23 protein-coding genes are annotated in these 26597 nt (G+C 71.7%); 12 read left to right on the forward strand and 11 right to left on the reverse strand.

All coding sequences use genetic code 11. The annotated features are described in order from the left end of the window. The first annotated feature begins 93 nt into the window (after nt 1–93). The 4 genes from KBX26_RS20630 to KBX26_RS20645 all read left to right on the forward strand — a co-directional run bounded on the left by KBX26_RS20630 (nt 94) and on the right by KBX26_RS20645 (nt 4965). Nucleotides 94–1872 carry an N-acetylglutaminylglutamine amidotransferase gene (locus KBX26_RS20630; protein WP_210866196.1) on the forward strand — a complete coding sequence of 593 codons (1779 nt, stop codon included), beginning with the start codon at nt 94–96 and terminating at the stop codon, nt 1870–1872. After that, on the forward strand, nt 1873–3711 hold the full coding sequence (locus tag KBX26_RS20635; RefSeq protein WP_210866197.1) for a prolyl oligopeptidase family serine peptidase: 1839 nt from the start codon (nt 1873–1875) through the stop codon (nt 3709–3711). It abuts the gene before it with no gap. A gap of 17 nt (nt 3712–3728) precedes the next feature. Beyond that, the gene (locus KBX26_RS20640; RefSeq protein ID WP_307857868.1) at nt 3729–4283 is read left to right on the forward strand and encodes a hypothetical protein; all 555 of its coding nucleotides are present in this window, start codon (nt 3729–3731) and stop codon (nt 4281–4283) included. Nucleotides 4284–4416: 133 nt separating this feature from the next. Beyond that, entirely contained in the window at nt 4417–4965 is a 549-nt protein-coding gene (locus KBX26_RS20645; protein ID WP_030335403.1) for a dihydrofolate reductase family protein, read from the forward strand. 7 nt (nt 4966–4972) lie between these two features. On the opposite strand, the gene KBX26_RS20650 is transcribed toward KBX26_RS20645, so the two are convergent. Continuing rightward, entirely contained in the window at nt 4973–8011 is a 3039-nt protein-coding gene (locus KBX26_RS20650) for a BTAD domain-containing putative transcriptional regulator (protein WP_247680893.1), read from the reverse strand. 111 nt (nt 8012–8122) lie between these two features. Between KBX26_RS20650 and KBX26_RS20655 the strand changes: the two genes are divergently transcribed. Both KBX26_RS20655 and KBX26_RS20660 read left to right on the forward strand, forming a co-directional pair. Then, complete coding sequence (locus tag KBX26_RS20655) at nt 8123–8878, forward strand: alpha/beta fold hydrolase (protein ID WP_051708735.1); 756 nt, start codon at nt 8123–8125, stop codon at nt 8876–8878. Nucleotides 8879–8947: 69 nt separating this feature from the next. After that, nucleotides 8948–9220: a GlsB/YeaQ/YmgE family stress response membrane protein gene (locus KBX26_RS20660; RefSeq protein ID WP_030335408.1), complete on the forward strand. Its 273-nt coding sequence runs from the start codon at nt 8948–8950 to the stop codon at nt 9218–9220. A gap of 115 nt (nt 9221–9335) precedes the next feature. Here KBX26_RS20660 and KBX26_RS20665 read toward each other — a convergent pair whose 3' ends face one another. Then, complete coding sequence (locus KBX26_RS20665; protein ID WP_210866198.1) at nt 9336–9800, reverse strand: hypothetical protein; 465 nt, start codon at nt 9798–9800, stop codon at nt 9336–9338. 205 nt (nt 9801–10005) lie between these two features. On the opposite strand from KBX26_RS20665, the gene KBX26_RS20670 reads away from it, so the two are divergent. From KBX26_RS20670 to KBX26_RS20690, 5 genes are all read left to right on the forward strand, one after another. Next, complete coding sequence (locus KBX26_RS20670) at nt 10006–11859, forward strand: adenylyl cyclase (protein WP_210866199.1); 1854 nt, start codon at nt 10006–10008, stop codon at nt 11857–11859. 268 nt (nt 11860–12127) lie between these two features. Beyond that, nucleotides 12128–12274: a hypothetical protein gene (locus tag KBX26_RS20675; protein ID WP_167337331.1), complete on the forward strand. Its 147-nt coding sequence runs from the start codon at nt 12128–12130 to the stop codon at nt 12272–12274. Continuing rightward, a complete protein-coding gene (locus tag KBX26_RS20680; RefSeq protein ID WP_210866200.1) occupies nt 12274–13494 on the forward strand; it encodes a YeiH family protein in 1221 nt (406 codons plus the stop codon). Before KBX26_RS20675 ends, KBX26_RS20680 begins: the two co-directional genes overlap by 1 nt. Before the next feature lie 220 nt (nt 13495–13714). Further along, complete coding sequence (locus KBX26_RS20685) at nt 13715–14755, forward strand: GDP-mannose 4,6-dehydratase (RefSeq protein WP_210866201.1); 1041 nt, start codon at nt 13715–13717, stop codon at nt 14753–14755. A 125-nt stretch (nt 14756–14880) separates the two neighbouring features. Then, nucleotides 14881–17268 (forward strand): discoidin domain-containing protein, encoded by a 2388-nt coding sequence (locus KBX26_RS20690; protein ID WP_210866237.1) that lies wholly within the window; start codon nt 14881–14883, stop codon nt 17266–17268. A gap of 83 nt (nt 17269–17351) precedes the next feature. On the opposite strand, the gene KBX26_RS20695 is transcribed toward KBX26_RS20690, so the two are convergent. From KBX26_RS20695 to KBX26_RS20705, 3 genes are all read right to left on the reverse strand, one after another. Beyond that, nucleotides 17352–17933 carry a dihydrofolate reductase family protein gene (locus KBX26_RS20695; protein ID WP_210866202.1) on the reverse strand — a complete coding sequence of 194 codons (582 nt, stop codon included), beginning with the start codon at nt 17931–17933 and terminating at the stop codon, nt 17352–17354. A 66-nt stretch (nt 17934–17999) separates the two neighbouring features. Continuing rightward, entirely contained in the window at nt 18000–18833 is an 834-nt protein-coding gene (locus KBX26_RS20700) for a helix-turn-helix domain-containing protein (protein WP_307857869.1), read from the reverse strand. A gap of 82 nt (nt 18834–18915) precedes the next feature. Continuing rightward, nucleotides 18916–19782, reverse strand: coding sequence for a metallophosphoesterase (locus tag KBX26_RS20705; protein WP_210866203.1), 867 nt, complete (start codon nt 19780–19782; stop codon nt 18916–18918). 139 nt (nt 19783–19921) lie between these two features. On the opposite strand from KBX26_RS20705, the gene KBX26_RS20710 reads away from it, so the two are divergent. After that, nucleotides 19922–20773, forward strand: a complete 852-nt coding sequence (locus KBX26_RS20710; protein ID WP_210858965.1) for an alpha/beta fold hydrolase — start codon at nt 19922–19924, stop codon at nt 20771–20773. Between the two features lie 89 nt (nt 20774–20862). On the opposite strand, the gene KBX26_RS20715 is transcribed toward KBX26_RS20710, so the two are convergent. From KBX26_RS20715 to KBX26_RS20740, 6 genes are read right to left on the reverse strand one after another with little or no spacing between them, the layout of a single operon-like run. Next, entirely contained in the window at nt 20863–21879 is a 1017-nt protein-coding gene (locus tag KBX26_RS20715) for a methyltransferase (RefSeq protein WP_210858966.1), read from the reverse strand. A gap of 42 nt (nt 21880–21921) precedes the next feature. Further along, nucleotides 21922–22551, reverse strand: a complete 630-nt coding sequence (locus KBX26_RS20720; RefSeq protein ID WP_030335430.1) for a hypothetical protein — start codon at nt 22549–22551, stop codon at nt 21922–21924. Continuing rightward, a complete protein-coding gene (locus tag KBX26_RS20725; protein WP_210866204.1) occupies nt 22548–23954 on the reverse strand; it encodes a selenium-binding family protein in 1407 nt (468 codons plus the stop codon). Before KBX26_RS20725 ends, KBX26_RS20720 begins: the two co-directional genes overlap by 4 nt. A gap of 14 nt (nt 23955–23968) precedes the next feature. Further along, nucleotides 23969–24700, reverse strand: a complete 732-nt coding sequence (locus KBX26_RS20730; protein ID WP_030335434.1) for an ABC transporter ATP-binding protein — start codon at nt 24698–24700, stop codon at nt 23969–23971. Continuing rightward, a complete protein-coding gene (locus KBX26_RS20735) occupies nt 24673–25506 on the reverse strand; it encodes an ABC transporter permease (RefSeq protein ID WP_210866205.1) in 834 nt (277 codons plus the stop codon). The genes KBX26_RS20730 and KBX26_RS20735 overlap by 28 nt, the downstream gene beginning before the upstream one ends. Continuing rightward, complete coding sequence (locus tag KBX26_RS20740) at nt 25503–26480, reverse strand: aliphatic sulfonate ABC transporter substrate-binding protein (protein ID WP_030335438.1); 978 nt, start codon at nt 26478–26480, stop codon at nt 25503–25505. Before KBX26_RS20740 ends, KBX26_RS20735 begins: the two co-directional genes overlap by 4 nt. Nucleotides 26481–26597 lie beyond the last annotated feature (117 nt).

Here is a 26597-nt window from a genome sequence, read left to right on the forward strand (position 1 = left end):
GCTTGACTGACCCGTCATCGGGACGCAACCCGGCCCGCCAAGCCTGGACCGGTCAGCGGCCCAGCGGACCCAGCCGATGAGAGGTGCGTGCGAATGTGCGGTATCGGCGGCGAACTCCGCCTCGACGGGTCACCACCGGACCTGGCGGCCGTCGAGCGGATGCTCCCCGCGCTGGCCTCCCGGGGACCGGACGGCGAGGGGCGGTGGCAGCACGGACCGGTGGCCCTGGTGCATCGCCGGCTGCGCATCATCGACCTGTCCGACGCGGGGGCGCAGCCGATGGTCGACCCGGAGCTGGGTCTGGCGACCGTCTTCAACGGCTGCATCTACAACTACCGGGAGTTGCGCGACGAGCTGACCGCCGCCGGTTACGCCTTCCGGTCCACCTCGGACACCGAGGTGATCCTCAAGGCGTACCACAGGTGGGGGACCGCCTGCGTCGAACGGTTCTACGGGATGTTCGCGTTCGCCCTGGTCGAGCTGGCCACGCACACGGTGGTGCTGGCCCGGGACCGGCTCGGCATCAAGCCGCTCTACCTGGCCGAGGGGCCGGGCCGGGTGCGCTTCGCCTCGACGCTGCCGGCGTTGCTCGCCGCCGGTGACGTCGACACCGACCTCGACCCGGTGGCGCTGCACCACTACATGAGCTTCCACTCGGTGGTGCCGCCGCCCCGCACGATCCTCACCGGGGTCCGCAAGCTGCCGCCGGCCACCGTGCGGGTGATCACCGCGGACGGTCGGAGCACCGACACCACCTACTGGCGGCCGGAGTTCAACCGGGCCGCCGCCCCCGCCATGTCCGCCGACGAGTGGCAGGAGCGGCTCATGGCCGCGCTGCGCACCGCCGTACGTCGGCGGATGGTCGCCGACGTGCCGGTCGGCGTGCTGCTCTCCGGCGGTCTCGACTCCAGCCTGATCGTCGCCCTGCTGGCCGAGCAGGGCCAGAGCGGCCTGGCCACCTTCAGCATCGGCTTCGAGGCGGCGGCGGGGGAGAGCGGCGACGAGTTCCACTACTCCGACCTGGTGGCCCGCCACTTCGACACCGACCACCAGCAGATCCGCATCGGCGCGCAGCGCTTCGTCCCCGCCGTGCACCAGGCCATCGCGGCGATGAGCGAGCCGATGGTCAGCCACGACTGCGTGGCGTTCCACCTGCTCTCCGAGGAGGTCTCGCAGCGGATCACCGTGGTGCAGTCCGGGCAGGGCGCCGACGAGATCCTCGCCGGCTACGACTGGTATCCCCCGATGGCGAACGTGGCCCGGGCGGACGCCGTCGAGGCGTACGCCCGGGTGTTCTTCGATCGTCGCCACGACGCGCTCGGCGGGCACCTGGCGCCCGAGTGGATGCTCGACCGCGACGCCAGCCTGGAGTTCGTCGCCGCGCACTTCGGCGCGCCCGGCGCGGACACCGCGCTGGACGCGGCGCTGCGGTTGGACAGCCTGGTGATGCTGGTCGACGACCCGGTGAAGCGGGTCGACAACATGACGATGGCGTGGGGGTTGGAGGCCCGGGTGCCGTTCCTCGACCACGAGGTGGTCGAGCTGGCCGCCGCCTGCCCACCGGCGATGAAGCTGGCGCAGGGCGGCAAGGGTGTGCTGAAGGCGGCGAGCCGGGGCATCGTCCCGGACGAGGTGATCGACCGGCCCAAGGGTTACTTCCCGGTGCCCGCCATCCGGCACCTCGCCGGCCCGCTGCTCGACGACGTGCGGGACGCGCTGACCGCCCGACCGGCGCGCGAGCGGGGCCTGTTCCGCAAGGACTACCTGGAGGAGTTGCTGGACGCGCCGAACGCCCGGCGGACCACGCTGGGCTCCAACGCGCTCTGGCAGCTCGGGCTGCTGGAGCTCTGGTTGCAGCGGATCGGGGTTTAGATGAGCGTACGGACCGAGGCGCCGCGCACCGCCCGGCGGGCCCGACCCGCGATCCCCCGTCCGGTGTCGCCGCCGGCGGGTGCGGACTTCGCCCCCGCGCCGTCGCCGGACGGCCGCCGGGTGGCGTTCCTCTCCGACCGGGCAGGCACGCCCGGCGTCTGGGTCTGCGAGGTGGACGCGGGCACGCCCGTCGCGCTGCCCGTCGGCGACGAGCCGGTGCTCGCGCTGAGCTGGTCCCCGGACGGGCAGTGGCTGGCCTGCGTCGTCGCCCCCGGCGGTGCCCCCCGCACCGAGCTGTGGGTGCTGCGCCCGGACGGCACGCGACGCCGCCAGGTCGCCGGGTTCGGCCGGCGTAGCGCCACACTGGCCGGCTGGTTGCCCGGCGGCGCGCTGATGGCGGTCACCGAGACCGACGCGCACGGGCGGGCCCTGCTGGTCGACGCGGCCACCGGACACCGGCGGGTGCTCGCCGAGGGTGAGCTGCTCACCCTCCTGGACGTCACGGCGGACGGCGGGGCGGCCCTGCTGCGTCGCGGCCCGCGCAACGCCCGCTGGCTGGAGCTGCTCGACGTGGCCACCGGGGTTCGCCGGCGGCTGCTGCCGGACAGCGGACGGGGCAGCACCGACCAGGGGTGGTTCGGCCCGGACGGCACGAGCGTGCTGGCCCGCACCGACGCGTACTCGGAGCTGGCCGCACTGGTGCGGGTCGACCTGACCCGACCGGAGCAACCGCCGACCCGGCTCGCCGGTCGGCCGGACGCCGAACTGGAACACGTCACGCCCAGCGCGGACGGGCAGCGCGGCGCGTTGTTGTGGAACACCTACGGCGGGCGCAGCGAGCTGAGCCTGCTCGACTTCACCAGCGGGGTGCAGCGGGCCGTCGCCGCCCCCGGCGAGGTGCTCGGCGACGCCGTCTTCGCCGCCGACGGCGGCCTGCTCTGCCTCACCGCGCAGGGGCCGGTGCGGCCCCGCGAGGTGTGGCTGGTCGACCCGTCGACCGGGGCGTCGCGCCCGCTGCGGTCGGACACCGCCGCGCGTACGGACGACGCCGGTGTCGCGCCGTACCTTGTCGACCTGCGGGCCCGCGCCGGGTTGCCGCTCTCCGGCTGGCTCTACCGCCCGGCCGGGCCAGGTCCCTGGCCCACCGCGATCAGCCTGCACGGTGGCCCGGAGGCGCAGGAGCGTCCCGGTTACCACCCGCTGTTCCAGGCCCTGGTGGCGCAGGGCGTCGCGGTGTTCGCACCCAACGTGCGCGGCTCGTCCGGGTTCGGCCGTTCCTTCGTCGCCGCCGACAACCTCGCCGGCCGCTACGGGGCGATCGCCGACGTGGCGGCCTGCGCCGAATTCCTCGTCGACGCCGGTGTCGCCCGGCCCGGTCAGCTGGGCTGCCTGGGCCGCTCCTACGGCGGTTATCTGGTCCTGGCGGCTCTGGTGAACTTCCCCGGGTTGTTCGCCACCGGGGTCGCCGAGTGCGGCATCTCCGACTTCCACACCTTCTTCGCCGGCACCGAGCCGTGGATCGCCGCTGCCGCCGTCAGCAAGTACGGCGACCCGCGGCGGGACGCGGACCTGCTGCGCGACCTGTCGCCGATGACCCACATCGACCGGCTCGACGTGCCGGTGCTGCTCATCCACGGCGCCAACGACACCAACGTGCCGGCGGGCGAGTCGGCGCAGGTCGCCGAGGCCCTCGCCGCCCGGGGTGTGCCGCACGGGCACCTGGTGCTCGCCGGTGAGGGGCACGACTTCCTGGGCCGTGCCAACGCCGAGGCGGCCCGGACGGCCACCGCCGCCTGGCTGACCCGGCACCTCGCCGCCACCGCGAGCGTGCTCGGCTGAGGCGTTATCCTGCGCCGGTGGAGGTCGCGGCGCAGGGCGAGCGGTTGGCCGCGGACCTGGGCCGCTGGCTGGCCGAGCTGACGTTCGTCGACCTGGACACCGACGAGGTCACCGCGCGGGTGATCGACGCGGTGGTGCGGTGGGCCGAGGCCCAGGGTTGGCGGGTCTACCGGCGCGCGCCCAGCGTGTTGCCGTTGCCACCGCCGCTTCAGCAGCGGCACTCGGTGCTCGACGTGGCGTGCGCCCGCCCGGACGGCCCGCCCGTGGTGGTGGAGGTCGACCACACCGACCGGGCCCGCACCGTGCAGAAGCTGCGCGCGGAGGCGTACGCCGGCCGGATCCCGATCTGGGTGCGGTGGGGCGTCGGGCGGTTCGCCGTGCCACCACCGCCGGTGCGGATGGTGACTGTCGAGGTGACCCGCCGCGCCGGGCCGGCCGGGCGTGGACGGCTGCACAGCCGCGTCGGCGACCGTCCCGCCCCGGCCCACTCGACCGGCGGCGGCGCGGTGACCCCGCAGGCGTTGCCGATCCCGCTGACCGACCCGCTTCCGGACCCGCCGTCGGGTCCGTGAAAGGACCCGCCGTCGGGCCCGCTGTCAGGCCCGCTTCCGGGCCCGCGAAAGGGCACCTGAAGCGAATCGTAAGCGGTCGCCGGCAGAGTTCTGGGTGTCACCGGAGAGCACGACCGACACCCAGGAGATTCCGATGCGCAAGCTCATCAACTCGACCTACATCACCCTCGACGGCGTCATCGAGAACCCGATGTGGACCGGGCCGTACTTCGACGAGGAGGCCATGAGCCTCGCCGGAGCGCAGACCGACGAGGCGGACGCGATGCTGATGGGCCGGGCCACCTACGACGGCATGTCCGTGGCCTGGCCGAACATGGACGAGAGCGACCCGACCACGGGCGCGGCGTACTTCAACAACGTCAAGAAGTACGTCGCCTCCACCACCCTGACCAACCCCACCTGGAACAACACGGAGGTGCTCCAGGGCGATCTGGTCGCGGCGGTCACCGCGCTCAAGGCCCAGGAGGGCAGGAACATCATCCAGTACGGCTTCGGCTCGGTCACCGCCCAGCTGATCCGGGCCGGTCTGGTGGACGAGGTCCGGTTCTGGATCCACCCCGTGCTGGAGGGCGCCGCCAGCGTGACGGTGCCGCTGACCGACTTCAAGGCGTCGTTCGACCTGGTCGACACCCGGGTGCACAAGAGCGGCGTGATCGTCGCCTCGTACCAGCCGAAGCGCTGAGCACCGGTCAGAGCTGAGCCCGGGCCTCGCCCGGGCTCAGCTTCGCGCCCTCGGCGACCAGCGCGTCGAAGCGTTCCCGACCGAGCGCGGCGCCCACCCGACCGGTCACCCGCTCGATCTCGTCGCGTTCGGCCGGGGCGGGCGGAGCCTGCGTGGCGAGCCGCGCCGCGGCGGCCGCGCCGAGCAACCGGGCGGCGGCCTCCGGGGCCCGCACCGCCGACGCCATCCCCTCCAGGGCGTAGCTCGCGTCGCGGGGCGCGGCCATCGCCTCGGCGACCTCGAACGCCTCGACGTGCAGGGCCAGCGCGGCGTCCGGGTCGCCACCCTGCTCGACCGCGTGGCCCAGCTCGACCAGGACGGGCGGCAGGTACAGCGCCGGCTGCGCCTCGGCCCGGCCCCGCTCGACGAGGTTGGTGAGGTGGGTGAGGGCCAGGTCGAGTTTGCCGTCTCGGCGGGCGGCCAGCCCGAGGCTCAGCTCCGCGAAGACCAGCGCGCTGGGGGAGTCGTGCTCCTGCGCCAGCCGGTACGCGCGTTCGGCCAACTCCCTGGCCTGCGGGTAGTCGCGGGTCTGCACCGCCAGCCACGCCAGCCAGGACAGCTCGGTGCCGACCTGCGGCCACAGCCCCAGCTGCTCGGCCCAGCGCAGCCCGTCGCGGTGCAGCGCGGCGGCGCGGTCGTGCTCGCCGCGCATCTCCGCCAACGCGCCCACCCACTCGGTCGCCTGAAGCTGCCCCCACCGGTCGCCGAGGTCGGCGAAGAGCGCGGCGCTGCGGGTCGCCGCCCGCTCCAGCGTCGCCTGGTCGCCCAGCACGTGCGCGATCTTGGCCTGGGTGGTGAGCACCGCGGCCTCGGTCCACGCGTCGGCGGGGGTGGGCAACAGCTCCGCCGCCAGGGCCAGGTCACTGTGGTCGGTCACCGCGTCGGCCGCGAACCAGGCGCCCCGGCCGTCCGGGTCGCCGGCGACCGCGGCGCGCACCTGCGCCGGCGCGACGGCGTCGCCCCGCAGCAGCGCGAAGCCCACCCGCCAGGCCGCCGCGCGGGCTTCCTGCGCCGGGTCGCCGCGCATCGACAGGGCACGCCGTGCCTCGGTGAGCCGGCCACGTAGAAACCAGTACCAGCTCAGTGCGACGGCCAGCCGCAGCCCGCCACCGTGGTCCAGCGCGGCACGCAGGTTCGCCGTCTCGGCGTCCAGCTGTGCCAGCCAGCGCCGCTGCTCGGCCCCGCGCAGCCCGGGGTCGGCGCGCTCGGCCAGCTCGGTGTAGTAGGCGGCGTGCCGGGCGCGGACCTCGTCGGCGTCGCGCAGGCGCTCCAGGCAGAACGCGGCCACGGATTCGAGCAGCCGGTAGCGCGGGGCCGCGCCGGAGTCGTCGAGCACCACCAGCGACCGGTCCACCAGCCGAGCCAGGGTGTCCAGGTCGGTGCGGCAGACGTGTTCGGCGGCCTGCGGGGTGCACCCGTCCGGAAACACCGCCAGTCGGGCCAGCACCGTCCGGTCGGGCTCGTCCAGCAGGTCCCAGCTCCAGGCGATCACGGCGGTGAGCGTCCGCTGCCGGGGTGGCACGTCCCGCTGCGCGGTGGTGAGCAGCCGGAACCGGTCGTCGAGCCGGTCCACCACGCCGCGCACGCCCAGCGCGCGTACCCGGGTCGCGGCCAGTTCCAGCGCCAGCGGGAGGCCGTCGAGGCGACGGCAGAGCTGGGCCACGGCCGCCGCGCTCTGCCCGTCGAGGCGGAAACCGCGCTGCTGCGCGGCGGCGCGGGCGACGAACAACCGGGCCGCCGCCGAGCGCCGGACCGTGTCCAGGTCACCGTCGTGCGGCACGGGCAGCGGGGGTACCTCCCAGAGCTGCTCACCGGTCAGCCCGAGTGGCTCCCTGCTGGTGGCCAGCACGCTCACCCCGGGCACGTCGCGCAGCAGCCGGGCGACCAGCTCGGCGACCGGCTCGATGACGTGTTCGCAGTTGTCCAGCACGAGCAGCAGCTGCCGGTGCCGCAGGGCGGTGACCACCCGGTCGGCGGGGGACAGGCTCGTGCCGGCGGTCTCATAGCCGCCCAGCGCGCCGAGCACCTGTTCGGCGACCCGGGCGTCACCGGCCGGCAGCGGCGCCAACTCGACCAGCTGGACGCCGTCCGGAAAGGACTGCGCGCGGGCCGTCTCGGTGGCCAGGCGGGTCTTGCCGACGCCACCCGGGCCGACCAGCGTGACCAGCCGCTGCCGGGACAGCAGCGCCCGCAGCTCGGCCAACGCCTCGGCCCGACCGACCAACTCGTCGAGCTGGGCCGGCAGGCTGTTCCGGATGATCGCCGCCTTCGGCGGGGCGCTGAGGCCGGCGTCCCGTTCGAGGATTCTGCGGTGCAGGGCGACCAGCTCCGGGCCGGGGTCGAGGCCCAACTCCTCCGCGAGGCGTTCGCGCAGGTCGGCGTAGCTGTCCAACGCCTCGGACTGGCGGCCCGCCGCGTACAGCGCGCGCAGCTGCACCGCCCGCAGCCCCTCGCGCAGCGGATGGCGGGCGACCAGCTCGGTCAGGTCCGCGGCCACCAGGTCGTGCTCGCCCCGGGCCAGCCGGGCCTGCGCCAACCGCTCGTGCACGACGAGGCGTTGCTCGGCGAGGCGGGCCGCCTCGGCACTGGCGAAAGCGGCGTCGGCCACGTCGGCGTACGCCTCGCCGCGCCACAGTGCCAGCGCCTCGGTCAGCCGCTCGACATCGGTGCTGCGGCTCAGGTCGACGAACCGGTCCGCGTCGACGGCGTCGGCCCGCAGCAGGTAGCCGGGTGGCCGGGACTCGACCAGCTCACGGGCGCCCGGCTCGGCGTCGTTGAGCGCCTTGCGCAGCTGCGACACCCGCACCTGGAGGGCACCGGCCGGGTTGGCGGGGGAGTCGTCACCCCACAGGTCGTCGATGAGGCGGTCCGCCGAGACCACCTGGTTGCGGTTGGCCAGCAGGTCGGCCAGCAACGCCCGTACCTTCGTGCCGGGCACCACCACCGGCTCGCCGGCGTCGGTGGTCACGGCGAGCGGCCCGAGCACCCCGAACTGCACGGCGGTCATCTTATGGCCTTGCCGGGGCGCCGTCCGGGCCCGCCGCCGGCCGGCCAGGGGCTTCGACACCGGTAAGGCGACCTGAAGTCGACCGTAAGCGCGCGGGCGCACGGTGTGGGCATGGACATCTACTCCGAAGCGCATGGCAATGGTGAGGGTCGCCCACTGGTGCTGATCCACGGCGCACTCTCCGGCATCGGTACGTCGTTCGGCACGATCCTGCCGTCGCTGGCGAAGACCCGGCGGGTGATCGCCGTCGAGTTGCAGGCCCACTGCCACACCCCCGACGTGGACCGTCCGCTGACCGTGGAGCACTTCGCCGCCGACGTCGTCGAGTTGCTCGACCGGTTGGGCATCGGGCGGGCGGACGTTTTCGGCTGGAGCATGGGCGCGGCGGTGGCGCTGCGCCTCGGCACCCACCACGCCGACCGGGTGGGCCGCCTCGTGCTCGCCTCGGTGAGCTTCGACGAGGACGGCCTGCACCCCGGGCTGCTCGACGGGATCCAGGACCTGCAACCGGAGCACCTGCACGGCTCGGAGTTCCACGAGGAGTACCTGCGGACCGCACCGGACCCGGCGGGCTGGGCCACCCTGGTCACGAAGATGAAGGTGCTGGACGCGAACCTGCCCCGGTGGACCCCCGAGCAGGTCCGCGCGCTGGCCGCACCCACCATGATCGTGCTGGGCGACGCGGACATCGTCCAACCCGAGCACGCGGTGCGCATGTTCCGGCTGCTCGGCGGCGCGGTGCCCGGCGACCTGACCGGCCTGCCGGCCTGCCGGCTGGCCATCCTGCCCGGCACCACCCACACCACGATCCCGCAGCGCGCCGACTGGCTGGCCCCGATGATCGACGAGTTCCTGGGGGAGGCGTAGGGGTGTTTCGCAATCGGTTGCTCGGGGCAATCACCTGTCGACGACATCCCTCTGGAAGGACGAATCCCCGTGGAAGTTTCCGGCTTTTTCGCCGCCATCATCATCGGTCTGATCATCGGCGCGCTGGGCCGGCTCGTGGTCCCCGGCAAGCAGAACATCCCGATCTGGCTGACGCTGCTCATCGGTGTGATCGCGGCGATCCTCGGCACGCTCGTTGCCGGTGTCTTCGGCGTCGACGACACCAGTGGGATCGACTGGATCGAGCTGGTCATCCAGGTCGCCTTCGCGGCTGTCGGCGTGGCTGTCGCAGCCGGTGCCTACGGCCGCCGTCGGGTGCGCTGACCTCTCGCACCATCGTGCCGGCCCGCCCTCCCCCGGAGGGCGGGCCTCGCCGTGTCCGGACCCTGAACTGGACCAGCTACGTGGACCGTGCGGTCGGGATCACGAACCCCTCTCGTCAGCGTACGGATCCCTGTTCGGATCGGCGGCGGACCGCCGCTAGCAGGCGGCGTACGCCGAACACGTGGCCGCCCGAGGTCAGCAGGATCTGCCGGTACAGGCCGCCGGCCAGGCCGGGGAAGACCGCGCGTGTCTCGGCGCGCAGCCGTGACCGGGTCGGACCGTCGGCGTCGAGGCGGAAGGTCAGCGCGTACGTCGAGAACCGGTGGCTGCCCCGCAGGGCCAGCTCCTGACCGGGGATCGCGGTGGCGACGTGGAATCCGGGCAGTGTCGAGCCCTCGCTGAGGGGTCGGGGCCCGGACGTGACGGGGTCGGCGGCATGCACCAGGCGGGCGTACCCGCTAGCGCCGAACCGCGAGAAGGACCTCTCCACGACGTCGATCAGGTGGGGCCAGACCCGGTCGGGCCCGGCGTTGATGATCGTGGCGTGTTCGTCCAGGTGGGGCAGTGGGCCGAGCGGCATCGGCACCTCCCAGGTCGTCCGTCATCCTCCTCCGCCCCGGCGCGAAGTTCGCCGGCCCGGTCATGGCGGCCGGCCGAATTAACGGGTAGAAACATGTCGACGCCTTCGGCGCGACCCATTCTCGGCCGCTGTGGTCAGAGAGCGCTCTCACGCCGCCCCAGCTGCGCCGGACGAGACGGTCCGGTCAGCGGAGAGGACGAACCACATGACAAGCCCGTCCCGACGTACCCTCACCCTTGCCCTGCTGGTGACCGCCGCCGTCACCATGTCCAGCACCGCCGCCGCCGCCGGCCGCCCGACGCACGGCGCACCCGACTTCGGCCCGAACGTGACGATCTTCGACCCGTCCATGCCGGTCGGCCAGATCCAGCAGACCCTCGACGCCGCGCACGCCCGGCAGGTCGACAACGAGATGGGCACCGAGCGGCACGCCTACCTGTTCAAGCCGGGCACGTACGGCACCGCCACGCAACCGCTGCAGGCCAAGGTCGGCTACTACACCGAGGTGTCCGGCCTGGGCGCCTCGCCCACCGACGTGGCCATCAACGGCAAACTCGAGGTCTACAACCGCTGCCTGGCCGACGGCGGCACCGGCAACTGCCTGGCGCTGGTCAACTTCTGGCGCACCCTGTCCAACCTCTCGCTCACCATCAACGCGGCCGGCCAGGACGACTGCCGGTCGTCGGCGAACTTCTGGGCGGTGTCCCAGGCGGTGTCGATGCGCCGGCTGAACATCGGCGGTGGTGGTCTGTCGCTGATGGACTACTGCACCGCCGGTCCGCAGTACGCCAGCGGCGGCTTCATCGCCGACTCGCGGCTGCCCGCCACCACCAACGGCTCACAGCAGCAGTGGCTGACCCGCAACAGCGAGGTCGCGGGCTGGTCCAACGCGGTGTGGAACCAGGTGTTCGCCGGGGTCGAGGGCGCGCCGGACGACGCCAGCTTCCCCGACCCGCCCTACACCACGCTGGAGACCACCCCGCTCAGCCGGGAGAAGCCCTACCTCTTCATCGACGGCAAGGGCCGCTACCAGGTGCGGGTGCCCGCCGCCCAGCGGGACAGCCGGGGCGTCTCCTGGGCCGACGGCATGACGCCGGGGCGGACCATCGGGATCGGCGACTTCTTCATCGCCAAGCCCTCCGACCCGGTGCGGGTCATCAACAGCCAGCTGGCCCGGGGCAAGCACCTGCTGCTCACCCCCGGCACGTACGACATCGCGCGCAGCATCGAGGTCCGGCGTCCGGACACCGTGGTGCTCGGGATCGGGCACGCCACGCTCACCGCCGTGAACGGCACGATCCCGCTGGACGTGGCCGGTGTGCCCGGGGTGATCGTCGCCGGTGTCACGATCGACGCCGGCACCGTCGAGTCGCCGGTCCTGCTGCGGGTCGGACGCCAGCACGGCCACAACGCGAGCAGCCCGCACAACCCGACCACGCTCTCCGACGTGTACTTCCGGGTCGGCGGTCCGCACATCGGACGGACGAACACCGCGCTGGAGGTCAACAGCGACAACGTGCTCATCGACCACACCTGGGTGTGGCGCGGCGATCACGGCGTCGAGGGCTTCACCGAGGGTGTCAACGGTGACACCGACCGCTGGCGTACCAACACCGGTCGCTACGGGGCCGTCATCAACGGCGACCGCGTGACCGCTACCGGGCTGTTCGTCGAGCACTTCCAGCGGTACAACACGGTCTGGAACGGCGAGCACGGCACCACGATCCTCTACCAGAACGAGCTGCCGTACGACCCGCCGACGCAGGCCGACTGGATGAACGGCCCGGTCGAGGGCTGGGCCGGGTACAAGGTCGGTGACCGGGTGCGTCACCACACCCTGTACGGCGGCGGGGTGTACGTCTTCAACCAGAACAACCCGTCGATCCACACCGAGAACGGCTTCGAGGTCCCGAACCGGCCGGGGGTGCGGCTGCACCACATCATGACCGTCAACCTCAGCGCCGGCACGATCGACCACGTGGTCAACGGCGTCGGCGACGCGGCCGACATGACCAAGGTCGGCGCCCCGGTCTACCTGACCGAGTACCCCACCCCATAGCGGGGATCGGGCGTAGAAGCGGTGCCGGAGCCGGTCGTCGGCTCCGGCACCGCCGTAGGTGGTGCGACGCGTGGAGAATCCGCGCCAACGGTCTTGAATTCCTATCGACCCGGTAGGAAAATAGGTGAATGCCGGTTGGTCCACTCCTCACCGCCGGATCGCGCGTCGACTCGTGACCCCCGCGCACCGGCTGGGCTCCGAACGCACGCCACCGCACGTCCGACCGATCCGGCAGCGCCGGATCGGTTCACCACCATGGAGGTACGCCATGACCACCGACCCGTCACCCCCCAACCCGGAGACCGCAGGGGAGTCCCGGCTCGCGTTCAACGAGGACTGGGTCGCGACAATCCTCGGGCTGGCACTGCTGGTCCTGGTCCTGCTCGGTGCCATCCCCGCCGGGCTGGTGCCCTGATGACCGCCGACGCGACCCGCACGGGCAGCGAGCCCGGCACGCCCGACGCCACCCGGGCCAGCGACGCACCCGCCGAAGACGTGGCCGAGCCGAGTACGTCGCCGACCACCGTCGACCCCGCCGGTCCGACCAGTGTGGTGCGTGACGGGGCGTTCTGGGCCTGGACGGCAGTCGGCCTGCTGATCGTGGTCGGTCTCGCCGCGCTGACCCGCTTTCTGGAGCAGAACGTCCCGGCCTGGGCCGAGGGCACCGCCGTCGAGGACATCGGAGCGGCGATCGAGTACCCGGTCTACGCGATCCTGCTCGGCCTGCTCGGCAACGTCGCCGTCACAGTGCTCGGGTGGCGCGACCGGATAGCCGCCGCGTTCCGCACCGAGTTCTTCATCAAGACCGGTCTGGTGCTGCTCGGGGCGTCGATCAACCTGGCGGTCATCGCCAGCGCCGCCGGCCCGGCGATCGCCCAGGCGATCCTGCTGATCAGCGGGGTCTTCCTCTTCACCTGGTGGTTGGCTGGCCGGTTCGGCCTCGACGACAAGCTGCGGGCGCTGCTCGCGTCGGCGGTGTCGATCTGTGGGGTCAGCGCGGCGATCGCCGCCGCCGGCGCGGTGCGGGCGCGCCGCGAGCAGTTGGCCTACACGGCGAGTCTGGTCATCGTCTTCGCGCTGCCGTCGATTTTCATCCTGCCCTGGTTGGCCGATGTGTTCGGGCTTTCCGACGCGGTGGCCGGTGCCTGGATCGGTGGCAACATCGACACCACGGCCGCGGTCACCGCCGCGGGAGCGCTCGCCGGGGAGGAGGCTCTCCAGATCGCCAGCATCGTCAAGGTCACCCAGAACGCCCTGATGGGTGTGGTCGCGGTCGCGCTCACCGCGTACTTCACACTGCGGGTGGAACGACGGCCCGGCGCGGCCCGACCAGGTCTCGGTGAGCTGTGGACGCGGTTCCCGAAGTTCGTCCTCGGCTTCATCGCGGCCTCGGTCATCGCCACCTGGTACCTCGACGCGACGGGTGCGGACGGGAAGGCCACCATCGCCATCGTGAACGACCTGCGCGTCTGGTTCCTGATCCTGGCCTTCGTCAGCATCGGTCTGGAGGTCCGGGTCGCGTCGCTGCGGGAGGCGGGTTGGCGACCGGTGGCGGTGTTCGCCAGCGCCACGGTGTTCAACCTCGCGTTGGCGCTCGGCCTGGCGTCCCTGCTGTTCCGCAATTTCTCAGCATGAGGCGGGCGGTCGCCGCGGGGTCGTCTCGACAGCCCGTGAGCAAACTACTAGCGACACCGGTGACGTGCAGCTGAATGGGTGAAAACTGACCTCTAGGGACCGAATCACGGGTATCCACGCAGGGCATTGGGCTAAGTGTCCGTTTGGTAGCTGTTGGGTGGGTTACGGTCGGCCGGTTGCAGCTGCGGGCCGACCGTTCCGTCGTTCCAAGGAGTTCCTCATGGACCTGCCCGTCACCGCCGTCGGTGTCGATCCGCCGACGGGCCTGGTGCCCCGACGCGTGCTGGTCACCGGCGGCGCCGGCTTCATCGGCAGCCACGTGGTCGCCCGGCTGATGCTGATGGGCAGCCAGGTCCGGGTGCTCGACAACTTCTCCACCGGCCGGATCGAGAACCTGGCCGACGCCGTGTGCGGCGGGCTGACCGAGGCGGACGTCATCTCCGGTGACATCCGCGCGTCGGAGGGTGTCGAGATCATCCACGAGTGGCAGCCGGACGTGGTGGTGCACCTCGCCGCGCAGCCGAGCCTTCCCACCGCCCGCCGTTCACCGCTGTACGACGCCGACGTGAACGTGTTCGGCACCGTCAACGTGCTGGACGCCTGCGCCCGCAGCGGCGTACGGCTGATCGTCAACGCGACCAGCAGCGACATCTTCGGCAGCGTCGCCGCGCACGAGTTGCCGGTGCGCGAGGACCACCCGATCGCGCCGGTGAGCCCGTACGGCGTCAGCAAGGCCGTCGGCGTGCACTACCTCGACTGGTACGGACGTCAGCACGGCCTGTCGTACACCTCGATGGTGTTGGGAAATGTCTACGGGCCCCGGCAGGAGGGCGGCGACTGCGGTGTGGTGTCCCTGATGGTCGACGCGCTGCTCGGGGGCCGGCAGGCGGTCATCCACGGCGACGGTACGCAGACCCGGGACTTCGTCTACGTCGGCGATGTCGCCGAGGCGATCGCGCTCGCCTGTCACCACAGCGGAGTGGGGACTGTCAACATCGCTTCGGGGCGGCAGACCAGCGTCAACGAGGTGTACGACACCGTCCGGGAGGCGTTCGGCGTCGACGAGGTGGCCCGTTACGAGCCGCTGCCCTGGTCGGGCGAGGTCCGCGACATGGCGCTGGACACCCGCCGGGCGCGCGAGCTGCTCGGCTGGCACCCCACTGTCGGCTTCACCGAGGGCGTCCGGATGACGGTGCGCGAAGCGCGCCGCCGCCAGACCGGCAGCCACATCCTGTCCCCGGCGTGGGCGCTCAGTCGCTGACATCCCAGCGCATATTTCCCGTCATCTGATCGGGAATTTCATCGAACAGTCTCACTCTTGCGGTGCGGCATCCACTGCTGCCACGATGACCGTCAATGCCTTCCGTCGAAGAAGGAGTGGTCGTCATGGCGGTGTCCCGCCGCAGGTTCGTCACATCGGTACTGGCCGGGTCCGCCCTCGCCACCGCCTCCACCACCGAGCTGCTCACCACGGTCGCCGGCCCCGCGCACGCCGCCAGTCCTCCCGGGGACGTGGTCGGCAAGGTGACGGTCGGCTACCAGGGCTGGTTCAGCGCCCCCGGCGACGGCGCGCCGATCGGCGGGTGGTGGCACTGGAGCCGCGACCGGTTCCAGCCGCCCTCGTCCGCCAACACCACCATCGTGTCCTGGCCGGACATGCGGGAGTACACCCGCAGTTACCCCACCGCGTACCCCAACCTGGGCAACGGCCAGCCGGCCACCCTTTTCTCCTCGTACGACCAGCAGACGGTGGACACCCACTTCCGCTGGATGCAGGAGTACGGCTGCGACACCGCCGCCCTGCAACGGTTCAACCCGATGGGCGACGAGGGCCCGACCCGCGACGCGATGGCGCAGAAGGTGCGCTCCGCGGCCGAGCGGTACAACCGCAAGTTCTACATCATGTACGACGTCACCGACTGGTTGAGTTTCCAGTCGGAGATCAAGACCGACTGGACGACGAAGATGGCGGCGCACACCGCGTCGTCCGCGTACGCCCGGCAGAACGGCAAGCCGGTCGTCTGCATCTGGGGTTTCGGGTTCAGCGAGCCCAGCCGCCCCTTCACCCCCGGGCCCTGCCTGGAGGTGATCAACTGGTTCAAGGCGCAGGGCTGCTACGTCATCGGCGGCGTGCCCACCTGGTGGCGGCAGGGCATCGAAGACTCCCGCCCCGGCTTCCTCGACGTCTACCACGCCTTCCACGCGATCTCGCCGTGGATGGTCTACCGGGCCAGGACCGTCGAGGAACTGGACTCGTACTACAACAACGTCAACGTCGGCGACATGGCCGACTGCGCGGCGCGCGGCATCGACTACCTGCCCTGCGTGATGCCCGGCGACCTGGCCGGGGGGCACCGCAAACACGGCGACTTCTACTGGCGGCACATCTACAACATGATCCGGCTCGGCTCCCAGGGCCTGTACGTGTCCATGTTCGACGAGTACAACGAGGGCAACCAGATCGCCAAGACGTCCGAAACCCAGGCCACCACCCCGGCCGGCGCGAACATCCGGGCCCTGGACGAGGACGGCGTCGCCTGCTCCGCCGACTACTACCTGCGAATCACCGCCGACGGCGGCCGGATGCTCAAGGGGCAACTCGGCCTCACCGCCGTCCGCCCCACCCCGCCGATCCTCGGCACCCCGCCCCCGACCGGCGGTGACCTCGCGGCCGGCCGGTCCACAGCGGCCAGCAGCCAGGGCAGCGGATTCCCCTCGGGCAACGCGGTGGACTCCAACGTCGGCAGCTACTGGGAGAGCGCCAACGGCGCGTTCCCGCACTGGTGGCAGGTCGACCTCGGCGCCAACCACCAGGTCAACAAGCTCGTCGTGCGGCTGCCCGCCGGCTGGGGCGCGCGTACCCAGACCATCACCGTGCAGGGCAGCGTCGACGGCAGCTCCTTCTCGACCATCGCCGCGGCCTCCGCGTTCACCTTCGATCCGGCCACCGGCAACGCCGTCACCCGCACGCTGCCGACCACCACGGCCCGCCACATCCGGCTGAGCATCGCCGGCAACACCGGCTGGCCGGCGGGCCAGCTTTCCCAGGTCGAGGTGTACGCCGCCGGCGGCACCACGGACAACCCGCCGACCGCCCCGAGTGGCCTCACGGTGACCGGCAAGACGTCGACGAGCGTGTCCCTGTCCTGGACGGCCGCCACCGACGACACCGGGGTGACCGGCTACCAGGTACGCCAGGGCGGCACTGTGGTCGCCACCGTCACCGGCACCACGGCGACGGTGAGCGGGCTCAGCCCGTCCACCGCGTACACGTTCACGGTCACCGCCCGCGACGGTGCCGGCAACACCTCGACGGCGTCCAACGCGGTCACCGTCACCACGGACGCCGTAGCCAACGCGGACCTCGCCCGGGGGCGACCCACGTCGGAGAGCAGCCATGTGCAGAGCTACGGCTCGGGCAACGTGGTCGACGGTGACGCGAACAGCTACTGGGAGAGCGCCAACAACGCGTTCCCGCAGTGGGTGCAGGTCGACCTGGGTGCGACGCGCACGGTCGGGCGGGTGGTGCTGAAGCTGCCGCCGTCATCGGCCTGGGGCGCTCGGACGCAGACCCTCTCCGTGCAGGGCAGCGTCGACGGGGGCAGCTTCGGCACGCTGGTCGGCTCGGCGGGGCGCACCTTCGACCCGGCCAGCGGTAACCAGGTGACGCTCACGTTCACCGCCGCCCAGACCCGCTACGTGCGGATCACCGTCACCGGCAACACCGGCTGGCCGGCCGGGCAGCTGTCGACACTGGAGGTCTACGCCAGCTGACCGGGCGGGGGGACGGCCGCCGGGCAGCGGCGGCCGTCCCCACCGCGTCGAGTGGGCACAGGCCGCATCCCGCCCCAGGTCGGTCAACGGCGCACCCGGTAGCGCACGTGAAGCACCCGGTTGCCCTGAACCACCACCTCAGGATCCGCCAACAGGTGCTGCGCGTGGACCGACCCGAAGTAACGCTTGCCGCAGCCGAACACGACGGGTACGACGTCCATCCGCACCTCGTCGATCAGGCCCGCGGCGAGTACCTGGCCGCCGACGTCACCGGCGGCGACCTCGACAATGCGGTCACCCGCAAGCTCCTGCGCCCTGGTCACGGCAGCCTCGACGCCGTCGACGAAGTGAAACGGCGCTTCAGGGTCCCAGCCCTCGGGCGGGGGCCGGTGGGTCACGACGACGACATTGTCGATCCCGCCCGGAGGCTTGCCGTCCCAACCGCCGGTCATGTCGAAGACGTGGCGGCCGACGATCGTCGTCCCGATCTGGTCCCAGTACGGCCGGGTGTAGTCGTAGGACGTCTGCGACACCTTCAGCGCACCGCTGTCGTCCAACGCGACGTCACCGCTGGTCAACCAGTCGAACAGTGGCCCGGGCTGGTCAAACTCGTCCGCGATGAACCCGTCCACCGACACCGAGCTGTACATGACCACCTTGCCCACGGGGCGCTCCTCTGCTTGGGGGTGCCCCCAAGTTAGCGTGCCGTGAGCTGTCGCTCTTGTACAAAATCAATCGGCCGGCAACGGCCAGCCGTCCAGCACGTGGCCGGGATGTTCGCGCAGGAACCGCCGCCGGACCTCGATGTACCGGGTCGGCGTGAGCCCGGTGAACGCCCGGAACTCGTGCCCGAAGTGGGCCTGGTCGAAGTAGCCCGCGGCACCGGCGAGGCCGCCCCAGTCGATCGGCCCGGCGGGGTCGATCGTGAGCACGGTCGCGGCGAAGCGGTAGCTGCGGGCCAGCCGCTTCGGTGTGACGCCGACGAGCTCCTTGAACCGCTGTGCCAGATGCGTGCCGCTGACACCGGCTGCCACGCTCAGGTCGCCGATCGCCACCGCACCGTTGGTCGCCGCGATCACGCCGCTCGTGTGGCGGACCAGCCCCAGACCGGCGGTCCCGCGCAGTCGTCGCATCAGCTCCTCCTCGAGCAGCGTCAGCATCTCGTGCGGTCCGTGCGCCGTGGCCAGCCGATCCCGCAGCTCGGCGATGGCGGGCCGGCCCCACACCTGCTCCACCGTCACCGGCCGGTCGCGCAGCTCGGCCGCGGGCATCGGCAGGAACGGCGCCAGCCCCCACGGCTTGAAGTGCACACCGACGGACCGGGTCTGACGTGGGTAGCCGAACTCCACAGCGCGGGTTGGGGTGGTGAGCACGCAGCCGTCGGCGTACGCGGCCGTCTCGATGTCGGTGCGGATGCGCATCGGCGCCCCGAGGTTGACGATGAGCAACGCCGCCGGCATCGGCGGCAACGTCAGCCGGGCGTACGGCGACGAGCCCTCCAGGTAGTAGAGGTCGTCGATCAGCCCGTCGAGCGGTGGTCGCGGCCCTCTGGACACGTACTCCACGCCCACAGCATCGCCGACCGCCCGCCGGCATCGCCGACGCCTCGCCGACAGGGGGCGTCGGAGGCGGCCGATTCCGGACGGATCACCCGCTGACGGATGAGCGCCGGCGCAGGTCGTCGGCCGGGTGGATGGTGCGCACCGGGTCGGGCACCGGCCCCCGGCGTTGCCACTCGCGCGGATAGCCGAGCGAGACCTCCTCGAAGCGCACCCCGTCGTGGAAGGTGGTGCGGGGGATGTGCAGGTGCCCGTACACGACGGTGGCAGCGTCGAAGCGCAGGTGCCAGTCGCTGGTGCGGACCGTGCCGCACCACTGGGCGAACAGCGGGTACCGCAGGACGTCGGTGGGTTCGCGCACCAGCGGGTAGTGGTTGACCAGCACCGTCGGCAGCGCCAGGTCGCGCTCGGCCAGCCGGCGTTCGGTCTCGACGATCCGGGCCGCGCACCACGCCTCCCGGCTGGGGTGCGGGTCGGGGTGCAGCAGCATCTCGTCGGTGCAGACCACCCCGGCCGCGTACGCCAGGGCCAGCGACTCCTGCTGGGTGCGGGCCTGCGGCACCCGGAACGTGTAGTCGTAGAGCACGAACAGCGGCGCGATGGTGGCCGGGCCGCCGTCGCCGTCCCACACCGGGTACGGGTCCTCCGGGGTGAGCACCCCCAGCCGCCGGCACATCCGGACCAGCTCGCGGTAACGCTCCTCGCCGCGCAGGGTGACCCTGTCGTTCGGCGGCGTCCACAGCTCGTGGTTGCCCGGTGCCCAGACGACGCGAGCGAACCGGCTGCTCAGCAGAGCGAGCGCCCACTCGATGTCGGCGAACCGGTCGGCGACGTCACCGGCGACCAGCAGCCAGTCGCCGTCGTTGTCGGGGCGTAGCTCCTGCACGAACGCCCGGTTCAGTGGGTGCCCGACGTGCAGGTCGCTGACAGCCCGCAGTCGGGGCGGAAGGCTCACCACCCGAGGCTAGGCCGTCGCTACCCGATCAGAACACCCCTGTTCGGGGCTGCTGGGCGTGTCCGGAGGTCCGCATATCCGTCGACCCGACGGGAAAGCGCGGGGCGTCCGACAGCCCACACCGGAGCAGGAGAAAAACATGCCTTTCATTACCGTGGGGACGGAAAACTCCGCACCCATCGACCTGTACTACGAGGACCACGGATCCGGTAAGCCCGTGGTGCTCATCCACGGCTTCCCGTTCAACGGGGCAACGTGGGAGAAGGAAACCAGCGTGCTGCAGAACGCCGGATACCGGACGATCACCTACGATCGGCGCGGTAACGGCAACTCGGCGCAGCCGGCCTTCGGGTACGACTACAACACGTTCGCCGCCGACCTGGACGTGCTGATGACCGAGTTGGACCTGAACGAGGTGACCTTGATCGGTCACTCGATGGGCACCGGCGAGGTCGTCCGCTACCTGGCCAACTACGGCTCCCAGCGGGTCAGCCGGGCCGTGCTGCTCAGCCCGCTGCAACCGATGTTGGCCAAGGCCGACGACAACCCCGAGGGCGTCGACCGCAAGCTCTTCAAGGGCTTCCAGGACGCCATCATCAAGGACCGCTTCGCCTATCTGACGTCCTTCTGCGACGCGTTCTTCAACCCGGACCAGAACATGGGCAAGCGGGTCAGCGAGGAGGCGTACCGGGCGCACTGGCAGATCGGCGCGATGGCCTCCGGTAAGGCCACCCACGACAGTGTGGACGCCTGGCAGGAAGATTTCCGCCCCGACCTGCCGAAGATCAACATTCCGGTGTTGATCATTCAGGGTGACCAGGACCGGGTGCTGCCCTACCCGGTGACCGGCCAGCGGCTCGGGCCGATGATGCCGACCGGCCAGCTCATCACGCTCAAGGGCGCACCGCACGGCATCCCGTGGACCCACGCCGACGAGATCAACAAGGCGGTCCTGGACTTCATGAAGCAGCCGGCCAAGGCGCGCGCCTGACCCGTACCGGTAGCCGATCGGACGCCAGCGCCGTGAGGCGCCGCGACACCCGGCCCACGGTTCGCACCGGGGCCGGGTGTCGTCGTCGGTCAGGCCCGGCGGGCCACCACCGCGCCGTTCGCCCCGGGGGCATCGAACGGCACCGTCCGCACGTCGACGAAACCGGCGTCGGTGAGCCAGGCCGCGTACTCGGCACCCGAATAGTTGCGCCCACCCTCGGTCTCGACAAGCATGTTCATCCCCATCAGCGCCGCCTCGGGCGGCCCGGTGCGTTCGTCGTTGAGCAGCAGTTCGCAGACGACGATCGCCCCGCCGGGCGGCAACGCCGCGTGGCACCGGGCCAGCAACGCCCGGTTCGTCGGCTCGTCCCAGTCGTGCAGGATCATGCTGAGCAGGATGACGTCGTGGCCCGTCGGCAGCGCCGGGTCGGCGAGGAAGTCACCCGCCACCGCGTCGATCCGCCCGGTCAGGCCGGCCTCCGCGATCCGCTCCCGGGCCCGCACGCAGACGTGCGGCAGATCCAGGACCGTCGCCCGCAGCTCGGGCAGGCGGCGGCAGAACTCGATCGGGAACGCGCCGGCCCCGCCGCCGACGTCGAGCAGGCGGCGGTGCGCCGAGAAGTCGTACGCGTCGGCCAACGCGCTGGCGGTGAAGCTGGACGTGGAGAACATCGCGTCCCAGAACTGCGCCAGCATCTCCGGGTCGGCGGTGTCGAACATCGACTGTTGGGCCTCTGGGTCCCAGGTCAACGGGCGATCCGTGCGCAGTGCCTCGCCGATGCGGTGCCACGGCAGGTAGGTGCGCAGGTCGGAGTAGCGGATCTGCGCGCCGAAGTAGTACGGGCGACCCTCGACCAGGAACTGCTCGGCCAACTCGGAGTTGCGGTACGCGTCGCCGGCCTTCTCCAACAGCCCGAGTGAGGCACTGGCGGCCAGTAACAGGTCCGCCGGCCGATCGGGCAACCCGAACTCGGCGGCGGCCTCCTCGACGGTCATCGTCCGCCCACCGGCCAACCTGGTGAACAGGCCGAGCTCGACGCCGGCCGCGAGGGTCTTGAACCCCCACACACCGGCCACCAGACGCATGAGGGGAGTGGGAGTGATCATGCCGACATGAGATCACAGATCGGCGCTTTCCACGATGGACGGTCACGCCCGTAGCAACGTCACCAACCCCGCGGCCACCAGCACCCCGGCCCAGAGCCGGTCCACGTTGAACCAGGCCCGACGCAGCACACCCACCCCGAACACCTGGTAGACCAGCACCGCCACGGCCAGGGCGACGCCGAGCATCGCCACGGTGTGCACCCCGGCCGCCGCGAGGCCGGACAGCGCACCGACCGGCGCGGCGGCCAGGTGCCCGGAGTGACCCCCGGGCACCGGCTCGGCCACCAGCACCGGCACCAGCATCAGGCCCGCGCCGTGCGCCGACGACATCAGGAACGACCAACCTGCGAGCTGCCCCGCCGACAACCGCATCCCCGCCCAGCGGAAGTGCCGCTCGGAGAGCAGTCGCCACAGCCCGAACGCGACCAGCAGCACGCCGCCGAGCACCGCGAGGGCGCTGCTCGCCGTCACCGACCGGGTCGCGGCGACCAGCGCGGCGACGATCGCCACCGAGGCGAGATGCCCCGCCGCGATCGGCGGCAGGGCCCGCAGCAACGCCATCCGGCTGCGCTCCTGAAGGCCCCGGGCCACCGCGAACAGCCACCCCATCGCCGGGTTCAGACCATGGAACGCGCCGAGCGCGGCGAGCGTCGCCAGGGCGGTGAGGGTCACGGAAAGCAGTACGAGTCGGAGGAGGCGTCCCCGCCCTGCAACCGGGTCTGGTGCACCCGCAGGCCCCGGAACTCGTCCCCGTGCGGGAAGAACCGCTCATCAGGGGTGAGCCCACCGGCGTCCACGTCGACGTCGAGCTTGGCCAACCAGGCGCCCACCCCGTCGGGGTAGAACTGGTCGTCCCACGCGCCGTAGAGCGAGTTGCTGACGTACACCCGCCGACCGTCCCGGCTGACCTCGACCATCTGCGGGCCACCGGCCAACGGCTCGTCCGGCGCGGACGGGTGCGCGCTGCGGCGGACGATCCCGCCGAGGTGCACCGAGCCCGTCTGTACCGGGTGCAGCGGGTCGCTGACGTCGTACTGGCGCAGCTCGCCGGTGCCCCAGCAGGAGACGTAGAGGAACCGGTCGTCCACCGACAGGTCGATGTCGGTCACCAGCGGCGGCACCGCGCCGAACGGCTTGAGCAGGTCGGGCAGGTCCGCCGGGTCGGCCGGCTCGGCCGGGATGTCGATCACCTTGGTGACCGCCCAGCCGTCCCCGTCGCGGTGCCACAACCAGATCGAGGCGGACAGGTCCTCGACGCTGATCACCACACCGACGAACCCGTACGACTTCGTCGGGTCGTGCGCCGGCCGCAGCTCCAGCGGCATCTGATACGCATCGCCCAGGTCGACCCGCTGCACGTGCCGGCGTTTCGCCAGATCCCAGAAGTGGATGGCGTGCCCGTAGCGTCGGCCCAGCAGCAACTCACCGATGATGCCGTCCTCGATCATCGACGGAGTGCCCCACTCGCTGGTGACCAGCACGTCCTGGGTCAGGTGCCACCACACGTCGTACGCCAGGAACTGCGGACCCCGGTCGGCCTCCCACGCCCCGCGTACCTCGAACGTGGTGTGATCCAGGATGGCGATGCCACCGGGACCCTCCTCGCCGTCCGCGCCACCGAGAGCCGAGAGGTAGATGCCGTCCGGCCCACAGTGCACTGTGTGCGGCCGCGAGTAGCCAGCCCGCTTCGCCAACTCCTCGGCCCCGATCACCTTGACGATCTGCGGCTGGCGTGGATCAGGCTGGGTGTCGAGCACGTGGATGCGCGACGACCGCAGGCCGGGCACGATCAGGTAGCGCCGCTCGACGTGCGGGTGCGGGGCGGTCGGGCAGAGCGCGCTGCTGCACGCGTTCCAGCCGAAGTGGTGCAGCTCGTCACCGACGTACGGCAGGTCGGTCCAGCCAACGACCCGGCCGTATTCGGGGGAGTCGGGGTCGGTGTCCAGCACCACTATGGCGTCCGGACGGCTGGCCGCCCGGTCGAAGGCCGCCACGTAGGCGAGTTTCTCCGTCGGTGCGGTCACCGCCTCGCGCGGCGAGGGGTAGAACGTGGGATCGGGAGTCCAGCGGGTCATCACAGCTCCGCTCATCAGGTGGTGGGGACGCCAAGTCGGTCGAGCAGGTGGCGGCGCAGCGCGCCGAAGGCCGGGTCGTCCGGGGTACGGGTTGCACCGAGGTCGACGGGCAGGTCCGCGGCGATGCGACCCTCGTCGAGGAGCAGGATCCGGTCGGCGAGCAGCAACGCCTCCTCCACGTCGTGGGTGACCAGCAGGGCGGCGAAACCGTGCTCGGCGCGCAGCCGGCGCAGCAGGATCTGCATCCGCAGCCGGGTCAGCGCGTCCAGCGCGCCGAACGGCTCGTCGAGCAGCAGCAGGTCCGGTTCGCGGACCAGGGCCCGCGCCACGGCCACCCGCTGCGCCTGCCCGCCGGACAACTCGGCCGGCCAGGCGCGGTGCCGCTCGGCGAGACCGACCTCGGCCAGCGCCCGCCGGACACGCCCTGGAGCGTCCACACCGGACAGCCCGAGCCGCACGTTGTCCGCCACCCGTTTCCACGGCAGCAACCGGTGTTCCTGGAAGACCACGGCGGCGGTGCCGTGCACGACGATCGTCCCGCTGGCGTCGCCGTCCAACCCGGCGAGAATCCGCAGGAGTGTGCTCTTGCCGGAACCGCTGCCGCCGAGCAGGGCGACGACCTCACCGCGGGCGATGCTCAGGTCGACCCCGGTCAGCACGACGGTCGGGCCGAACGCCCGGCGCACCGCGTGGGCGGTCAGCACCGGCTCGGCGCCGTTCAGGTGGCCCGCAGTCCGCGACGCCATGTCAACATCCTCCTCTCCAGGACCCGCAACGCACTGTCGGATATCAGCCCGAGCAGGGCGTAGACGAGCAGGCCGAGCACCACCACGTCGGTCTGGCTGAACTCCCGCGCCTCCATCATCAGAAAGCCGATCCCGGTCTGGGCGTTGACCTGCTCGCCGACGACCAGGCTGAGCCAGGCCGCCCCGATCGCCAGCCGCAGGCCGAGGAAGAGCGACGGCAGCGCGCCGGGCAGCACCACGTGGCGCAGGCGGGCGGCCTGGCCCAGCCCGCAGGTGCGGGCGACCTCGACCAGTCGTTCGTCGATGTCGCGGATGCCGGCGTAGGTGTTGAAGTAGATGGGGAAGAACGCGCCCAGCGCCACCAGGCTGATCTTCAGCGACTCGCCGATGCCGACCCAGATGATCAGCAACGGCACCAGCCCGAGGTGTGGCAACATCCGGGCCATCTGCACCGGCGGATCGACCAGGTCGTCGCCGAGTCGCAGTAGCCCGGCCACGGTGCCCAGGACCAGCGCCAGAACGCCGCCGATGAACAGCCCCGCTGCGGCCCGGGTGAGGGAGTCCACGAGGTGGACGGCGAGCGTCCCGTCCCGGCTCAGTCGCCAGCCGGTGGCGAGGACGGCGCTGGGCGCGGGCAGCTTCTCCGGTGCGAGCACCCCGGTCCGGGCGGCCAGTTCCCAGCCCAGCACCAGCACGACCGGGCTGACCAGCCGCCGCCACCGCCGCGTCGAGCGGGGGCGCCGGGGGTCGGCCGGCGCGACGGCCACGGCTTCGGTCGGCGTTTCCAACAGCTGTGTACGGCTCACTGGAACACCGCGCTGAAGCGGTCGTCCACCCGGCTCCTGATGTCGACGGGCCCCGGAATGAGGTCCAGCGCGATGAAGCTGTCGGTGATCGCCTGGAGTTCGTCGCCGATGGCCGGGGTGACCGGGGCGAGTGGCTTGGCGCTGCGGTCGAGAGCGCGGCTGGTGACGTCCTCCGGGATCTTCAGCTCCGGCGCCAGCGTGCGGGCCCGCTCCTGCGGGTTCGCGATGCCCCAGTCGGTCACCTCGCGGTAGCGCTGCAGGAACGCCCGGATGTCGTCCGAGCGCTTGTCGAGCGCCTGGGGCGCGGCCAGGACGTACTCGCGGTTGCTGGCCAGGCCTGTCGCGTCGGCGAGCACCCGGACGCCCGGCTGCTCGGCCAGCGCGAAGTACGGGTCCCAGATGACCCAGGCGTCGACCTGTCCGCTGTCGAACGCGGGTCGTCCCTCGGCCGGCTTGAGGTACTTGACCTTGATGTCCTTCAACGTCATCTTGTTGGCCTCCAGCAGCCGGACCAGCAGCCAGTGCACGTTGGAGCCCTTGTTGAGGGCGATCGTCCGGCCCTTGAGGTCGGCGAAGCTGCGGTAGCCGCTGTCGGCCTTGACCAGCACCGCCTCGCCCTGCGGGATCGGAGCCGAGGTGCCGATGATGGAGAACGGGATCTTGCCGGCGGCGGCGAAGACGGGTGGGGCCTCGCCGACCTGTCCGATGTCGATCGACCCGGCCTTGAGCGCCTCGGTGAGGGCCGGCCCGCTCTCGAACAGCGACCACTCGACGCCCGGGGTCTCGCCGCGCGCCTTGACCAGGCTCAGCCCTCCGAAGCGCTGGTAGCCGATTCGCAGCTTGCCCGCCTCGTCTCCGGCGTCGGCCGACCCGCCGCAGGCGCTCACGGCGGCCGTGGCGAGCAGGACCAGCGCGGTGAACGCGGCTGTCAGCAGGCGGTGACGCGGGGGATGAGGCGTCGAGGGGGTGCGCATGGCGGCTCCTTGGGTCGGGCAGGTGCGCCGGGCCGCATCGACCGGCGTGGGGGATCGTGGGCGGTAGCCTACTAACCCGATAGGTTTTATGGGTAGGCTGTCGGCGGGATCGTCCCA

This window comes from Micromonospora sp. C97 (assembly GCF_018070385.1).
Classification (GTDB): domain Bacteria; phylum Actinomycetota; class Actinomycetes; order Mycobacteriales; family Micromonosporaceae; genus Micromonospora; species Micromonospora parva.

Bases quoted from the DNA above. Each gene is read 5' to 3' on its own strand.
- KBX26_RS20630 (WP_210866196.1), top strand. From the start codon at position 94: ATGTGCGGTATCGGCGGCGAACTCCGCCTCGACGGGTCACCACCGGAC.
- KBX26_RS20635 (WP_210866197.1), top strand. From the start codon at position 1,873: ATGAGCGTACGGACCGAGGCGCCGCGCACCGCCCGGCGGGCCCGACCC.
- KBX26_RS20645 (WP_030335403.1), top strand. From the start codon at position 4,417: ATGCGCAAGCTCATCAACTCGACCTACATCACCCTCGACGGCGTCATC.
- KBX26_RS20650 (WP_247680893.1), bottom strand. From the start codon at position 8,011: ATGACCGCCGTGCAGTTCGGGGTGCTCGGGCCGCTCGCCGTGACCACC.
- KBX26_RS20655 (WP_051708735.1), top strand. From the start codon at position 8,123: ATGGACATCTACTCCGAAGCGCATGGCAATGGTGAGGGTCGCCCACTG.
- KBX26_RS20665 (WP_210866198.1), bottom strand. From the start codon at position 9,800: ATGCCGCTCGGCCCACTGCCCCACCTGGACGAACACGCCACGATCATC.
- KBX26_RS20670 (WP_210866199.1), top strand. From the start codon at position 10,006: ATGACAAGCCCGTCCCGACGTACCCTCACCCTTGCCCTGCTGGTGACC.
- KBX26_RS20675 (WP_167337331.1), top strand. From the start codon at position 12,128: ATGACCACCGACCCGTCACCCCCCAACCCGGAGACCGCAGGGGAGTCC.
- KBX26_RS20680 (WP_210866200.1), top strand. From the start codon at position 12,274: ATGACCGCCGACGCGACCCGCACGGGCAGCGAGCCCGGCACGCCCGAC.
- KBX26_RS20685 (WP_210866201.1), top strand. From the start codon at position 13,715: ATGGACCTGCCCGTCACCGCCGTCGGTGTCGATCCGCCGACGGGCCTG.
- KBX26_RS20690 (WP_210866237.1), top strand. From the start codon at position 14,881: ATGGCGGTGTCCCGCCGCAGGTTCGTCACATCGGTACTGGCCGGGTCC.
- KBX26_RS20710 (WP_210858965.1), top strand. From the start codon at position 19,922: ATGCCTTTCATTACCGTGGGGACGGAAAACTCCGCACCCATCGACCTG.
- KBX26_RS20715 (WP_210858966.1), bottom strand. From the start codon at position 21,879: ATGATCACTCCCACTCCCCTCATGCGTCTGGTGGCCGGTGTGTGGGGG.
- KBX26_RS20725 (WP_210866204.1), bottom strand. From the start codon at position 23,954: ATGACCCGCTGGACTCCCGATCCCACGTTCTACCCCTCGCCGCGCGAG.
- KBX26_RS20730 (WP_030335434.1), bottom strand. From the start codon at position 24,700: ATGGCGTCGCGGACTGCGGGCCACCTGAACGGCGCCGAGCCGGTGCTG.
- KBX26_RS20740 (WP_030335438.1), bottom strand. From the start codon at position 26,480: ATGCGCACCCCCTCGACGCCTCATCCCCCGCGTCACCGCCTGCTGACA.